Here is a 13,955-nt window from a genome sequence, read left to right on the forward strand (position 1 = left end):
CGACGCCCACCGACCCGCCGTCCCAGCGCTCGGCGAGTGCCGCGTGCTCGGCCGCGGCACTGGCGGCCAGGTCGGCCTCGGGCACGTAGCGCTGCCACGGCTCGACACCGCTGCCGCGCACCGCGCGCGGCGGCTCGTTGGTGCTGCCGGCGGCCTCGAGGACCGGACCGGTGAGGTCCATGACCTCGCGCGGAGTGCGATAGCAGATCGTCAGGTCGGCGCGGCGCCACCGGTCGGTGAGCACCTCTCCGAGCGCGCCCTCCCACGTCGTGTGGGCGTGCGGCGCCTCGGTCTGGTCGATGTCGCCGACCGCGGTGATCGAGGCGGCCGGGCAGCGGCGCAGGACCATCTGCCACTCCATGGCCGACAGCTCCTGCGCCTCGTCGACGACGACGTGGCCGTAGACCCAGTCCCGCTGCGCCGCAGCGCGATCGGCGACGAAGTCTCCCTGCGTCACCCGGGGTGCGTCCTCGCCGAGCAGGTCGGACATCGCGTCGAGCAGGGCGATGTCGCTCGGGGCGAAGGGAGTCGGCTCGGCGGCCACGAGGTCGCGCTCGTCGTCGGTGAGGCCGGGCACGGCAGCGAGCGCCGCCCGGTCGCCGAGCAGGGCTCGCAGCTCGTCTGCGGGGTCGCGCTCGGGCCACCAGGCACGGACCCGGGCGGCGAGGCCGGGGTCGTTCTCGATCCGCCGACGCAGCTCCTCGACCTCGTCCTCGCTCAGCTCGCCGTCGACCGAGCCGCTCGAGCCCTGCGTCCGCGCGCCGCGGTCGTCGCTTCGCGCCAGGCTCGCGTCGACCCGATCGAGGATCTCCTCGAATCCCTCCTCCGCCGAGGCGAGCAGCTCGACGACCCGCTCCGCGACGAGCTCGGTGAGCACGTCGACGAGCTGGCCGGTGAGCACCCGCCGTGCCGAGTGGTAGGACCGGCCCGACAGCGCGCCCCGCTGCAGCCGATCGATCGTCGCGGCCGGCACGAGGTAGTCCTCGCCGTCCCAGTGCAGTGTCAGGTCCGTAGGCGGTGGCACCAGCCCGGCGACGCGGTCGGCGAGCGCCTGCTGCCACAGCGCCCGTCCCTTGATCTCCGCGAGGCGACGCTCCTCCCTTCGCCCCGGCCGGACACCGGGCAGGAGGGTCTCGCAGGTCGCCGAGACGACCGCGGTCTCGCCGAGCGCGGGCAGCACGTGGCCGATGTAGTCGAGGAAGCGCTGCGAGGGCCCGAGGACCAGCACGCCCGCCCGGGCGAGCTGCGGCTGCGCGAAGAGGAGGTAGGCGACCCGGTGCAGCGCGACGACGGTCTTGCCCGTGCCGGGGCCGCCCTGGACGACGAGCGCGCCGCGCGGGTCCGCCCGCACGATGTCGTCCTGCTCGCGCTGGAGCGTGGCCACCGCCGTGCCCATCCGGCCGGTGCGGCGATCGTCGAGCGCCGCGAGCAGCGCGCCCTCGCCGACCAGCTCGCCGTCGGTCGAGCCATCGAGCAGCTCGTCGTCGACCGCGACCACCCGCCGCCCCTCGGTGCGGATGTGCCGGCGGCGCGAGTTCCCCTGCGGCGCAACGGCGGTCGCGGTGTAGAAGGGGGCGCGACGCCTCCGCCCGCCAGTCGACGACGAGCGGGTCCGCATCGTCCTCGGCGGCCGGGACGCCGACGCGTCCGATGCGCAGGCTGCTGCCGTCACGGGCATCGAGGCGCCCGAAGACCAGCCCCTGCTCGGCCTGCGTCAGCTCAGCGAGGCGCTGCCGGGTGGCCCGCATGGCGGCCGCGGCCACCGAGTCCTCCCGGGCGCTGCCCCGCAGCCGTCCCTCCAGCTCGTCGATCACCTCGCCCCGGCGCGCGTGCGCCGCGTCGAGCGCCTCCTGCTCCTCACCGATCGCGTCCTGCGTGGTCGTGTGGTCGGTCCTGCCTGCGGTCACGCGGTCCCCTGTCCTCGAGTGCGGCCCTGTCCAACGCACGACGTGGCGAATTGTTCCCACGGACAGGACGTCACCCCAACCCCCTTCGCCCCGGGTCCGCTGACAGACTGGAGCCGGACACCGACGTCACCCAGGAGGACCCGTGAGCTCCATCCCGCCCGAGGACATCGAGACCCATGGCCACGCCGGCCTGCTCATCGGCTCCCTGTGGAGCCCGCCGGGTGACCCGACGTGGGTGGCGGTCATCGCCCACGGCTACGGCGAGCACGTCGGGCGCTACCAGTGGGTGGCCGAGCGGCTCACCGCCGACGGCGCCGTCGTCTACGCCCACGACCACGTCGGCCACGGGCGCAGCGAGGGTGAGCGGGTGCTCGTCGAGGACTTCGAGGGCGTCGTCGACGACCTCCACCTCCTCGTGCAGCGCGCCCACGAGGAGCACCCCGACCTGCCGCTCGTGCTCATCGGGCACTCCATGGGCGGCATGATCGCCGCCCGCTACACCCAGCGGTACCCGCAGACGCTCACCGCGACGGTGCTCTCCGGCCCGGTGCTCGGCTCCTGGGAGCCCACGGCCCTGGCCGACCTCGACGAGATCCCGCCGACGCCGATCGACATCACGACCCTCAGCCGCGAGCCCGACGTCGGCCGCGCCTACGAGGCCGACGAGCTCGTCTGGCACGGCGACTTCAAGCGCCCGACCCTGCTCGCGCTGCGCGCCACCCTCGAGGCGATCACCCGCGGTGGCCGCCTGACCGTCCCGACGATCTGGCTGCACGGCGCCGACGACCAGCTCGTCCCGATCGACCGCAGCGACGAGGGCTGGGCGCACATCGCCCCCGACGGCGCCCCCTCGAAGCGCTACCCCGGCGCCCGCCACGAGATCTTCAACGAGACCAACCGCGAAGAGGTCCTCGACGACGTGATGGCCTTCGTGAATGACCACATCTGAGGCACCCCAGAGCGCGCCAACCCCACAGGACCTGAGCCATCGTTGGGCGGCGGTGGCCGCCGTGCAAGCGGCCTCTGCCGCGGCCTCCGGCCGCGAGGGCGCCTGGTGCCGGGACGGGCTGCGATTCCTGCATGACTTCGGCGGCAGCTGGTGCGCGCTGGCCATGTTGCCGGAGGACCGGGCCCTGCTCTTCCTGTGGGACCGCGGGGCCGAGTCCGCAGACCTCACCGCGGGCGCCCCGGTGGTCATGGACGGGCGACCTGCCTGGTGGCTCGAGGGGCTGCAGCACCCATCGCTGCCGCAGGAGTGCGATGCCATCGACGCCGCGCAGGCCTGGGCCGATGGTATTTGGACGCACGACGCCTTCGACCCCGACGAGGACGCGCAGTGGGACTTCGTCCCCGTGATGTGCGACGAGGACGCCGTCCTCGAGCTCATGGACTGGGTCGAGGCAGAGGCTGAGGACCACGGCCTGACTCCGCCCGACCGCCCCACCATCGCGGCGATCGTCGCGGCCGGTCCGACCGTCAGCGCCGAGCAGCTGGCCGCCGTGGGCTTCCCGCACTGGGACGTCGCGGAGGGCGTGGCGGCTGCCCGTGCCTTCATCCACGAGCCCACCGGCTGAGCTCCTTCGTCACCTGTGTGAGGATCTGCCCGCCCGTGTGACCCCATACGGTGACACGGGCGCGCACAACCTCACACGGCCACGAGGGCCCCAGCGACTCAGCCGTTCGTGGGGAACCCCAGGTCGAGCCCGCCGTGGCTCGGATCCGGCCAGCGCTGGGTGACCGCCTTGGTCCGGGTGAAGAAGTGCACGCCCTCGATGCCGTGGGCGTGGGTGTCGCCGAAGAGCGAGCTCTTCCACCCGCCGAAGGAGTAGTAGGCCATCGGCGTCGGGATCGGGACGTTGATGCCGACCATGCCGACCTCGACCTCGTGCTGGAAGCGCCGGGCGGCGCGCGTCGTGGGTGAAGATCGCCGTGCCGTTGCCATAGGGGTTGTCGTTGATCAGCTGCAGCCCCTCGTCGAAGGACGCGACCCGCACGACCGAGAGCACCGGCCCGAAGATCTCGTCGGTGTAGACCGACATCTGCGACGTCACCCGGTCGAAGAGCGTCGGCCCGAGGAAGTAGCCCGGCCCGAGCGCCTCGGCGCCTTCACGCCCGTCGCCGACGAGCTCGGCCCCGGCCTCGACCCCCGCCTCGACGTAGCCGGTCACCTTGTCGAGGTGCGCGCGGGTGACGAGAGGGCCCATGTCGACGTCGCCGCTGCCGTCGCCGACGCGCAGGGTGCGGGTGCGCTCGACGATCCGGGCGACGAGCTCGTCGGCGATCGACTCGGTCGCGAGCACGACCGAGATCGCCATGCACCGCTCCCCCGCCGCGCCGTATCCCGCTGACACCGCTGCGTCGGCCGCCAGGTCGAGGTCGGCGTCGGGCAGCACGAGCATGTGGTTCTTGGCCCCGCCGAGCGCCTGCACCCGCTTGCCGGCGGCCACCCCGCGCTCGTAGACGTGGCGCGCCACGGGGGTCGAGCCGACGAAGGAGATCGCCTTGACGTCGGGGTGGTCGAGCAGCGCGTCGACCGCCTCCTTGTCCCCGTGCACGACGTTGACCACCCCGTCGGGCACCCCGGCCTCGCGCCACAGGTCGGCGATGAGGTTGACCGCTGTCGGGTCCTTCTCGCTCGGCTTGATGACGACCGTGTTGCCCGTGGCGACGGCGATCGGCACGAACCACAGCGGCACCATCGCCGGGAAGTTGAAGGGCGAGATGACGCCGACGACACCGAGCGGCTGGAGGATCGAGAAGGCGTCGACGTCGGTCGAGACCCCTTCGGAGAAGCCGCCCTTGAGCAGCTGCGGGATGCCGCAGGCGAACTCCACGACCTCGAGCCCGCGCCCGATCTCGGCGACGGCGTCGTCATGGGTCTTGCCGTGCTCGGCGGTGATCGCCGGGCGATCTCGTCGGTGTGCTCGACGAGCAGCTGGCGGAAGGCGAAGAGCGCCCTGACCCGCCGCGCCAGCGACGCCCGACCCCACTCGCGCGCCGCCTCCCGCGCCACGCGACGACCTCGCCGACGGTCTCGGCGCTGGCGAGGTCGAGCGTGCCGGTGACCTCGCCCGTCGCCGGGTTGCAGACCTCGCTCGTGCGGCCCGGCTCCCCCTGCCACGCCCGGTGGCCGACGAGGTGGGTGATGCGCGTGGGCGCGGACGGGGTGGCGCTCATGTGCCCTCCTTCGGGCAGACGGATTCGTCACCACATCCAAGCGCACGACAGGGGGAGCGTCACCCCCCTTCGTCCATGGGCTCGCGCAGCTCCTACCAGGGCTTCTCGACGGGGTCGGGCCCGCCGCTGCCCTCGGCCTCCGACTCGCGCTTGTCGTTCTCCGACTCGCGCTGGCCGGTCTGGTTGCGCTCCTCCAGCTGCTTCTGCTTCGGGTCCTTGGACTCCTCGCCCTCGCCGTCGTCCTTCTTGTCGTCCTTGCCCGGGTCCTGCGGGTCCTCCGGCTGCTTCTTGCCGGTCTGCTCCTCGAGCTTGTCCTTCTGCTCCTGCTGCTTGCGCCCGGCCTCGCCGCCGTTGCCGTCGTCGCTGCCGTCGAGGCAGCCCTCGGGGCCCTCCTCGATGAGCGTGAGGGCCTCCTCGGCGAGCGCCTTCTCCTGGTCGGTGTCGCCGGCCTCCTTCGCCTCGTCGGCCTGCTGCGAGATCGTGATGACGAGGTTGGTGCGCACGGTGCAGTCGTCCTGCGGGTCCTTGGTGCGCTCGAGCGCGGTCTCGAGGTCGGCCCGGCCGCCGGCGAGGTCACCGGAGACCGACTTGCCGGTGCCCTCGACGAAGGGAGCGCGCCACCGCTCGACGAGGTTGAGCGGGTGCAGCCGCTCCGCGGCCTTGACCATGCCGTCGCCGTCGTCGCCGCCGTGGGCGTCCTGCGCCTGGCCCATGAAGAGCGGCAGGGTGAGGAAGCGGATCGCCAGGACGATCATGATGATCGCCGGGATGATCGTCGCGATGATCATCCGGCGGCGCCGGCGCAGCCGGGGCTCCATGGGGGCGGTCACGGGGTGCCTCCTGCCTCGGCCTCGACGCGGCGCAGCCGGCCGATCTCGCGGGTGGTGACGAAGAGGTCGGCGAGCAGCAGGCCCGACATGATGAGCGCGAGCACCCACACGAGCGAGGTGTAGGTCTCGATGCCGGCCCCCTCGCCGTCGACGGCTTCGCCGGGGTCGGCGTCGGTGAGCGCCGGCCCGATGTCGCCGCCCTCGCGGTGCGTGTAGGGCACCCCGAGCTGCTCGGCGATCTCCTCGAGCCGCTTCTCGTCGATCTTGCTGACGCCGGGGTTGCCCTGGCTGTCCTTGATGTCCTCACCGGGCTCGCCGTCGGCATCCGTGGAGGCCATCCGGCCACCCTGCTCGGTGCCGTAGCCGAGGACCGCGCCCCCGTCGACGAGGTCGGGCAGGTCGAAGGGGGTCGGGTCCTGCGACGAGGTCTGCTCGCCGTCGCCGAGGTAGAAGACGATCCGCGAGCGCTCGGGCTGGCGCTCCTTGGCCCCTCGAGGTGAGCCGCAGCCGCTCCTGGGCCGCGGTGATCGAGGAGCCGCCGGAGTAGAGGCTGTTCTCCGCCCGGAGGTTCTCCGCCGCGGTCTTGAGCGCATTGGTGTCCGTGGTCAGCGGCATGACGACCCGGGCGGCGTAGTCGAAGGTGATGATCGAGAAGCGCGCGCCCGGCATCTCCTCCTGGATCTTGGCCATGTCCTCGCGATAGCCCTCGATGCGCGTCCGGTCGCCGTCGTAATCGCGGGCCATCGCCGAGGTCGTCGTGTCGACGACGAAGTAGACGTTGACGTCGCTCGCCGCCTGCCGGGCGATCGCACCGTCGACGGCGGGCCCGAGCAGGGTGAGGACCATGGCGACGGCGGTGGCCAGTCGCAGGCCCCAACGCAGCCGGTGGTGGGTGTCGGCGAGACCCGCCATGCGGTGAAGCCGACGAGCAGCAGGCCGAGCAGGACGACGAACGGCCAGGGCAGGAGCGGGTGCCAGCTCATCGGCGCCACCGCCACAGCAGCGGGTAGAGCACGAGCAGCCCGAGCAGGCTGAGCACGATCCACACGCGCGGCAGGTCGGTGCGCACGTGCACGGGGGCGACGTCGGGCAGGCGGGCGGACTCGAGCTCGTCGATGTTGTTGGTCACCTCGGTCGTCGCGCCCGGCTGGTCCAGACCCCAGGTCCGCCCGCCCGTCTCCTCGGTGGCCGAGGAGAGCTCGGTGTGCGACGAGCCGAGGGGAAGGGGGTTGAGCGCGTAGACGCGCACGTTGCGGTCCTTGGCCAGCTGGGTCGCCTCGTCGAGGGTGTAGACACCCTCGCCGTGGACGTCGTTGTCGGTGCCGAGGATGATCGCGCGCGGGCGCTCCTGGTCGGCGTGGTCGAAGTTGAGCACGCAGCTCGCCAGGCCGTCGGGCACGAGCGAGCTGGCGAGGATGCGCTCGTTGAAGGTGCCGGAGGTCGGGTCGTACTCGCCGCTGCCGAAGAGCGAGAAGCCCTCCGCATAGCCCTTGAGCTGCTCGGAGACGAGGTCGTAGTCGTCGGTGAGCGGGAAGGCGGTCACCGACTGGTTGTTGAAGAGCACCAACCCGATCCGCTCGCCGCGGAAGCTCGTGACGATCTCGGAGAAGTTCTCCAGCACGGCCCGGTCGGTCGAGTACATCGAGCCCGAGACGTCGAGGCAGAGCATGATGTCGCGGTTGTTCTTCGACGGGTCGATCGTCTCGATCGTGCCCGGGCGACCGGCGGCGACCGCGAGCGGCAGCAGCACGACGGCGAGCAGGCCGGCGATGCGGCGAGGCGCACCCGCTGGCGCGACAGCGCCGCCCGGTAGGCGGGCAGCCGGGTCAGGCGCCGGGAGTTGGCGACGAGGACCGCGTCGCGCCGCCGCCTTGTCGCGACCGGCGAACCACCAGCCGAGGCCGGCGACGACGAGCACGGCGAGGACGAGGAGCAGGGTGAGCCACCACCACGCGAGACCCATCACGACCACCCCCCGACGACATCGCGGGCCGCGGACGCCGAGCGGGCGAAGCTCGGCGGGTCGGCCTCGGCCTGGCCGAACTGCCGCGGGTAGTACTGCTCGATGAGGTCGGCGAGGTGCGCCGGCCCGCGCTCCCGCAGGTCGGCCGCCGTCATCGTCTCGGCCTTGAGGCCGCTCGCCTTGCTGACGAAGCCGCGCACGATCTGCGAGAGCTCGTGGTGGCCGCGGCGTGCGGTCGTGGTGCCGGCCCGCACCTCGCGATCGACCGTGTCGATGCGGGCGAGGGCGTCGCGGCGCAGCTTGGCCAGGGCCGACGGCGGGAGCGAGCCGCGCCCGTCCTCGCCCTCCGGCGGTCGGGTGAGCAGCCAGATCCACATGGCCCAGACGACGAGGCCGAAGAGCATGAAGAAGCCCAGGACCGGCCAGACGACGGAGTAGTCCTGCGGGGCGAGGTAGATCGGGTCAGCGTCCACGGCGCCTCTTCTCGAGCATGCGCACGACCATCGGCACGACCTCGTCGGTGTGGCTGACGCGGGCGGAGGAGACGTCGGTGCGCCGGAGCATGGCGTCGAGGTCGTGGCGTCGGGTGCCCTCGGACTGCGCGAAGGCGGCCGCGAGCTCCCGGTCGGACGCGAGCAGGTCGGGCAGCGGGTGGTCGACGGCGACGTCGCGCACCAGCGTCTCGGGGTCGAGGCCGAGCGGGTCGAGGTCGGCGACGTCGACCCACAGCACCTCGTGCCGCAGGCGAAGGGAGCGCAGCGTGTCCTCGACCGCGGCGGGCTCGACGCCGTCGTCGGCGATGACGAGCAGCACCTTGCGACCCTTGACGTTGCGGGTGATGTGCCGCAGCAGGCCCGGCAGGTCGGCGGAGGGCGAGTCCGGCTGGGATCGGGCGAGGCTCTCCTGGAGCAGGTGCTCGAGATGGCCCTCGGAGCTGCGCGCGCGGGTGGCGTGGATGCGGCCGGGGGCACCGCTGATCATCGACACGTCGTCGCCGTGGCGCACGGCGAGCCAGCCGAGGACCCCGGCGGCGAGGACCGCGACATCGCGCTTCGGCTCGCCCCCGGCCGCGGTCGCGGCCATCTCGCGCCCGGCGGGCATGACGACGACGAGCTCGAAGTGCCGCTGGGCGACGTAGCGCTTGATGAGCATCGAGCCGTGGCGGGCCGAGGCCTTCCAGTCGATGTCGCGGATGTCGTCACCGACGGCGTACTCGCGCAGGTCGTCGAAGTCCATCGAGCGGCCCTTGTGGACAGAGGCGTAGCCGCCGTCGAGCAGCGCGACCGACCGACGTCGGACGTGGATCGACAGCTTGCCCTTGACCTTGTGCACCAGCCGCGTCATGGCGGCCCTACGGGGTGCGGACGGCGCGGACGACCGCGTCGATGATCGTCTCGACGCGCACGTCGTCGGCGGTGGCTTCGTAGGTGAGCAGCACGCGGTGGCGCAGCACCCGGTGCGCGAGGTGGCGCACGTCCTCGGGGATGACGTGGTCGCGCCCCTGGAGCAGGGCCGCGGCCCGCGCCGCCTTGGCGAAGGCGATCGAGGCGCGCGGGCTGGCGCCGATCTCGACGTAGCGGGCCAGCTCGGGCGGCATGACCTTGCCCGGGGTGCGGGTGGCCGCGACGAGGAAGGTGATGTAGTCGAGGATCGCCTTGTCGAGGTAGACCGAGCTCGCGAGCCGCTGCAGCTCGCGGGCATCGGCGACGTCGATCATCGCCCGGTCCGGCTGGTCGAAGACGCCGGCGTCGATGCGCCGCACGACCTCGGCCTCCTCCGCGGGGCTCGGGTAGTCGAGCAGGTCCTTGAGCATGAAGCGGTCGAGCTGGGCCTCGGGCAGGACATAGGTGCCCTCCTGCTCGATGGGGTTCTGCGTCGCGAGGACGAGGAAGGGCTCGGGCACCTTGAAGACCTGGCCGCCGATGGAGGTCTGCCGCTCCTGCATCGCCTCGAGCATCGCCGACTGGGTCTTGGCCGAGCTGCGGTTGATCTCGTCGAGCAGGACGAAGTTCGCGTGCACCGGCCCGAGCTGGGTGACGAACTTGCCCTGGCTCGCGTCGTAGACCTGGGTGCCGACGATGTCGCTCGGCAGCAGGTCGGGGGTGCACTGGATCCGCTTGAAGGACCCACCGATCGCCGTCGCGAGCGCGTGCGCGGCCGTCGTCTTCGCCAGGCCGGGCACCGACTCGAGCAGCACGTGGCCGCTCGTCAGCAGACCGATGAGGAGGGTCTCCCGCAGCCGCCGCTGGCCGACGACCTTCGACTCGAAGCCCTGGTCGACCGCGGCGACGAGGGCACGGGCCCGCTCCAGCTGGTCCTTGCTGATCCTGCTCGTGGGCGGCACGTCGCTCCCCTTCGCTGTGGTGGTCTGGTGTCCGCCGCCAACTCTACGGATCGGACCACGACCCGGCACTGGGGAGCACTCCCCCGGGTCAGCTGCCGATCTTCACCTCGTGCAGGGAGATGCCGTACTGCGTCGCCCGCTCGTCCGTGACGACCCGCACGTGCCGGGCGGAGGTTGCCGGGATCGTCAGGTGGTCCAGGCCGCCGTCGCTGCCGCGGACCGTCTCGACGGTGCGCCAGGCAGCGCCGTCGAGGCTCACCTGGAGCCGGTAGTCCCTGGCGTGGGCGCGCTCCCAGTCGAGCGTCACGGTCCGCACGAGGCGCGGGGTGCCCAGGTCGACCGACCACCACGCGTCGTCACCCCACCGGCTGGCCCAGCGAGTCGAGCGGTCGTCGTCGATGGCACTGCCCGGGCGCAGCCGGCCGGTGAGCGTCCACTCCGTGCTGCTCGCGGTGGCGACCGCTCCCTTCGTCAGGTCGGCGCCCTGCTGCCAGTCGGCCGTCGCCGACCAGGTGCGCAGATAGGACTCCGGGCCGCGGAGCAAGTCCTCGACGACCTGCTGCCCGGGCTCGCCGTGGTTGCTGCGCATGTCGGCCACCCAGTCGGGGACCATCCCGTAGTGGGCGACCCCGTCGCGGTTGTAGTCCCACGTGCGCTCGCCGGTCACCTGACGCTCGACGGTGCCCCGGCTGGTGAGCGGCGCGAAGGGGTAGACGAGCGGGCGCTCGGCCGCATCGGCACGCGGCGGCGGGGTCCCGCCGAAGCCGTTCATGTCCATGCCGAAGCCGTAGCCGACGTCGTACTTCTGCCGCACCGGCCGGTCCGCGGCACCCTCCTCGACGAAGGCGTCGGCGCCGTGGCCGTACTGGGTGATGAAGCCGCCGAGCCGGTAGATCCGCTCGGTGAAGTGCTTGTCCATCCACGAGTGGCTCGAGATGACGCCTGGATAGCCCTCGGACTCGAGGACCTCCATGGTCCGCTTGGCCGCCTTCACGCTCTGGTGGTCGAGCTCGACGAGCAGGCCGCGGTCCATCATCCCGCGCAGGGCGTACTCACCGAGCGCCGTCAGACCCTGCCGGTTGCAGTGCGGCCCCTCCGGGTAGATCGGCAGCACCTGACCGGGGACGAGCTCGGCGACCTTGGGCGGGATGACCCCGCCCTCGACGGTGTTGTCGTGCAGGTCGGTGGGGCAGCGCTCGACCTGCCACCACTGCCCCGTGGACAGGAAGTTGCCGACGTTGACGACGATGCCCTGGGTGCCTGGGTCGAAGCGCACCCCGCACAACGCGTTGTCGAACTTGTGGCACAGGTACATCGAGCGGATCCCCAGGCCCTTGACCTCGTCGAGGCCGGCGTCGATCTTCGCCTTCGTGCAGTGCGAGACGCCGAGCGTCATGCCGCAGCCGAAGGGGGCCGACACCTCCATCCCGAGGATCACCGCCATCTTGCCCTGCTCGATGTACTGCCGGGCCTCGTCGGCCGTGTAGGCGATGCGGAACCAGCCCTTGCCGGGCCCGCCGTGCCGGGCGTCGATGAAGGCCTCGAGCTCCTTGGTCTTCTTCACCTGGCGGCGCACGACGTCCATGTCGTTGCACGAGCTCGTGTTGACCTGCGTCGGCAGCGAGCACAGGACCGAGTTGTTGACCGTGTCGGCGACCATGACCCGCTGCCCGGCCCGCCAGGCGCGCTCGACCCAGCGGTAGTACATCTGCTGGTGGGTGAGCGAGGACCACGTCGGGGCATCGGTGAAGGTCGGGTAGAGATCGGTGTCGTGCGGGTCGAAGGGCCCCTTGCCCTCGAGGTTCGTCACGTTCTCGATCAGGCCGGTCCGCCCGTCGGTTCCGTGGCTGTGGCAGTCGGTCAGGGCGTCCTCGATGCCCAGCTCGCTGAAGGTCTTGCCGCAGACGATGTCGCCGCCGAAGCCCTCGTCGGACATCAGGTGGGTGTGGGCGTCGATGAGGCCACGCACCTCTCCCTTCGGCCCGGTGCCGGTGGCCGGCGCGCCGCTCACGCCCACCTCGGAGTCCTCGGCGAGCGGGTTGCTCTGCTCGTACCACAGGGTCGGGTCGGCCCCGGCTCCCGTGGCGCTCAACCCGAGCAGGGCCACGAGCACGAGCAGGACGAAGGGGGTCACTCGCCCAGGGCGACGGCGCTGCGGTCTGGTCATCATCGACTCCTACCCGTGGGTAACTTGAACGCTGTAGCCACCGTAGCGGCAACGGGCCGTCGGCGCGCGACTCGTAGGGTGCTCGGGTGACCTCCCCCGATCCGGCTCCCACCGTCGGGCCGCGCGAGATCCTCGCGCTGGCCGTGCCGGCCTTCGTGGCCCTCGTCGCCGAGCCGCTCTTCCTCATGGTCGACGCGGCGGTCGTCGGGCGGCTCGGCGTCGTGCCGCTCGCCGGGCTCGGCGCCGCGAGCTCCGTGCTCCTCACGGCAGCAGGGGTCTTCGTCTTCCTCGCCTACGGCACGACGAGCGTCGTCGCGCGCCAGCTCGGCGCCGGCTCCCGACGCGGGGCCATCGAGGTCGGGGTCGGCGGGGTCTGGCTCGCCGCGGGCCTCGGACTGCTCGCGGCGGTCGTCGTCGGGCTCGGCGCCCGCCCCCCTCGCCGCTGCCTTCGGCTCGTCACCGGCCGCGCTCGACGAGGCGGTGACCTATCTGCGGGTGAGCGCGCTCGGGCTGCCCGCCATGCTGCTCGTGCTCGCGGCCACCGGCATCCTGCGCGGGCTGCAGGACACCCGCACACCGCTCGCCGTCTCCGCGGTCGGCTTCGGCGCCAACGCCGTGCTCTCGGTCGGCCTCGTCCTCGGCCTCGGCATGGGCATCGCGGGCGCCGCCTGGGGCACCGTCCTCGCCCAGTGGGGCATGGCCCTGGCCCTGCTCGCGGTCGTCCTGCGGCAGGGACGAGGTGCCGGGGCCTCCCTTCGTCCGCATGTGGGGCGGGTCCTCGGCGCCGCCCTCGACGGGGCGCCCCTGCTCGTGCGCACCCTCGCGCTGCGCGCGATCATCCTGCTCACCGTCGCCACGGCCGCCGGCTTCGGCGACGTCCCGCTCGCGGCCTATCAGGTGACGACGACGATCTGGTCGCTGCTCGTCTTCGCCCTCGACGCCCTGGCGATCGCCGGGCAGGCCCTCACCGGGGCGCAGCTCGGCAGCGGTGACGCGCGCGGCGCCCGCGAGGCGACCGCCTCATGGTCCGCTGGGCGGTGTGGGCGGGGTGCTGCTCGGCGTCGGCTGCTCGCGCTGCACCGGGCTGCTGCCGGCGCTCTTCACCGAGACCCGGCCGTGCGCAGCGCGATCGCCGCCGGCCTCGTCGTCATCGCGCTCGGGCAGCCGCTCGCCGGTTACGTCTTCGTCGTCGACGGGGTGCTCATCGGCGCCGGCGACGGGCGCTGGCTGGCGATGTCGATGACCCTCGTGCTGCTCGCCTACGTGCCGATCGTGCTCGTGACCCGCACGCTGGGAGCCGGCCACGGGCCCGAGGCGGCGGTCGTCGCGCTGTGGCTCGCCTTCACGGCCTTCATGCTCGTGCGGGGCGGGTTCATGGCCTGGCGGGTCCGCGGCGATGCGTGGGCCGTCACCGGGGCGACCCGCTAGCCCGGACCTGCGTCGGGACGGGCTCGGTCAGGCCGGGCCGCGTCGGAGGACGGGCGGCGTCAGAGGACCGGCTGGCGGGTGCTGTCGGCGTAGGAGTACCAGCCCTGGGCGGCGAGTGCCTCGGCGAGGCGCCGCCGCC

General features: G+C 72.6%; 12 protein-coding genes and 2 pseudogenes. 4 read left to right on the plus strand and 10 right to left on the minus strand.

Annotated elements, in window-relative coordinates; translation table 11 throughout:
• The coding region (locus AC2W7J_RS08750; RefSeq protein WP_485982120.1) for a HelD family protein at nucleotides 1–1,618 on the minus strand (1,618 nt) is incomplete at its 3' end.
• Between the two features lie 431 nt (nucleotides 1,619–2,049).
• Here AC2W7J_RS08750 and AC2W7J_RS08755 point away from each other — a divergent pair.
• On the plus strand, nucleotides 2,050–2,856 hold the full coding sequence (locus AC2W7J_RS08755) for an alpha/beta hydrolase (RefSeq protein ID WP_427801978.1): 807 nt from the start codon (nucleotides 2,050–2,052) through the stop codon (nucleotides 2,854–2,856).
• A gap of 61 nt (nucleotides 2,857–2,917) precedes the next feature.
• Nucleotides 2,918–3,481 (plus strand): hypothetical protein, encoded by a 564-nt coding sequence (locus tag AC2W7J_RS08760; protein WP_485982121.1) that lies wholly within the window; start codon nucleotides 2,918–2,920, stop codon nucleotides 3,479–3,481.
• Between the two features lie 98 nt (nucleotides 3,482–3,579).
• Here the strand turns inward: AC2W7J_RS08760 and AC2W7J_RS08765 are convergent.
• The 9 genes and pseudogenes from AC2W7J_RS08765 to AC2W7J_RS08805 form a co-directional block, all read right to left on the minus strand.
• Nucleotides 3,580–5,084, minus strand: a pseudogene (locus AC2W7J_RS08765) (CoA-acylating methylmalonate-semialdehyde dehydrogenase).
• A 92-nt stretch (nucleotides 5,085–5,176) separates the two neighbouring features.
• Entirely contained in the window at nucleotides 5,177–5,914 is a 738-nt protein-coding gene (locus AC2W7J_RS08770; protein ID WP_485982122.1) for a hypothetical protein, read from the minus strand.
• On the minus strand, nucleotides 5,911–6,252 hold the full coding sequence (locus AC2W7J_RS08775; protein WP_485982123.1) for a hypothetical protein: 342 nt from the start codon (nucleotides 6,250–6,252) through the stop codon (nucleotides 5,911–5,913). The genes AC2W7J_RS08770 and AC2W7J_RS08775 overlap by 4 nt, the downstream gene beginning before the upstream one ends.
• Nucleotides 6,218–6,826, minus strand: coding sequence for a vWA domain-containing protein (locus tag AC2W7J_RS08780; RefSeq protein ID WP_485982124.1), 609 nt, complete (start codon nucleotides 6,824–6,826; stop codon nucleotides 6,218–6,220). The genes AC2W7J_RS08775 and AC2W7J_RS08780 overlap by 35 nt, the downstream gene beginning before the upstream one ends.
• A 67-nt stretch (nucleotides 6,827–6,893) precedes the next feature.
• On the minus strand, nucleotides 6,894–7,877 hold the full coding sequence (locus AC2W7J_RS08785) for a VWA domain-containing protein (RefSeq protein ID WP_485982125.1): 984 nt from the start codon (nucleotides 7,875–7,877) through the stop codon (nucleotides 6,894–6,896).
• Nucleotides 7,877–8,350 carry a hypothetical protein gene (locus tag AC2W7J_RS08790; protein WP_255184811.1) on the minus strand — a complete coding sequence of 158 codons (474 nt, stop codon included), beginning with the start codon at nucleotides 8,348–8,350 and terminating at the stop codon, nucleotides 7,877–7,879. Before AC2W7J_RS08790 ends, AC2W7J_RS08785 begins: the two co-directional genes overlap by 1 nt.
• The gene (locus tag AC2W7J_RS08795; RefSeq protein ID WP_485982126.1) at nucleotides 8,340–9,209 is read right to left on the minus strand and encodes a DUF58 domain-containing protein; all 870 of its coding nucleotides are present in this window, start codon (nucleotides 9,207–9,209) and stop codon (nucleotides 8,340–8,342) included. The genes AC2W7J_RS08790 and AC2W7J_RS08795 overlap by 11 nt, the downstream gene beginning before the upstream one ends.
• A gap of 19 nt (nucleotides 9,210–9,228) precedes the next feature.
• Nucleotides 9,229–10,221 carry an AAA family ATPase gene (locus AC2W7J_RS08800; protein WP_485982127.1) on the minus strand — a complete coding sequence of 331 codons (993 nt, stop codon included), beginning with the start codon at nucleotides 10,219–10,221 and terminating at the stop codon, nucleotides 9,229–9,231.
• An 88-nt stretch (nucleotides 10,222–10,309) separates the two neighbouring features.
• Nucleotides 10,310–12,388: a discoidin domain-containing protein gene (locus tag AC2W7J_RS08805; protein WP_485982128.1), complete on the minus strand. Its 2,079-nt coding sequence runs from the start codon at nucleotides 12,386–12,388 to the stop codon at nucleotides 10,310–10,312.
• Nucleotides 12,389–12,573: 185 nt separating this feature from the next.
• Here AC2W7J_RS08805 and AC2W7J_RS08810 point away from each other — a divergent pair.
• Nucleotides 12,574–12,744, plus strand: a pseudogene (locus AC2W7J_RS08810) (MATE family efflux transporter); the annotation flags it as partial.
• A 124-nt stretch (nucleotides 12,745–12,868) separates the two neighbouring features.
• The gene (locus AC2W7J_RS08815; protein ID WP_485982129.1) at nucleotides 12,869–13,816 is read left to right on the plus strand and encodes an MATE family efflux transporter; all 948 of its coding nucleotides are present in this window, start codon (nucleotides 12,869–12,871) and stop codon (nucleotides 13,814–13,816) included.
• Nucleotides 13,817–13,955: the final 139 nt, after the last annotated feature.

Source organism: Janibacter sp. CFPM2_SD2, from assembly GCF_057364645.1.

Coding starts and splice junctions, on each gene's coding strand:
- AC2W7J_RS08785 (WP_485982125.1), bottom strand. CDS start 7,877: ATGGGTCTCGCGTGGTGGTGGCTCACCCTGCTCCTCGTCCTCGCCGTG.
- AC2W7J_RS08780 (WP_485982124.1), bottom strand. CDS start 6,826: ATGGCGGGTCTCGCCGACACCCACCACCGGCTGCGTTGGGGCCTGCGA.
- AC2W7J_RS08805 (WP_485982128.1), bottom strand. CDS start 12,388: ATGACCAGACCGCAGCGCCGTCGCCCTGGGCGAGTGACCCCCTTCGTC.
- AC2W7J_RS08775 (WP_485982123.1), bottom strand. CDS start 6,252: ATGGCCTCCACGGATGCCGACGGCGAGCCCGGTGAGGACATCAAGGAC.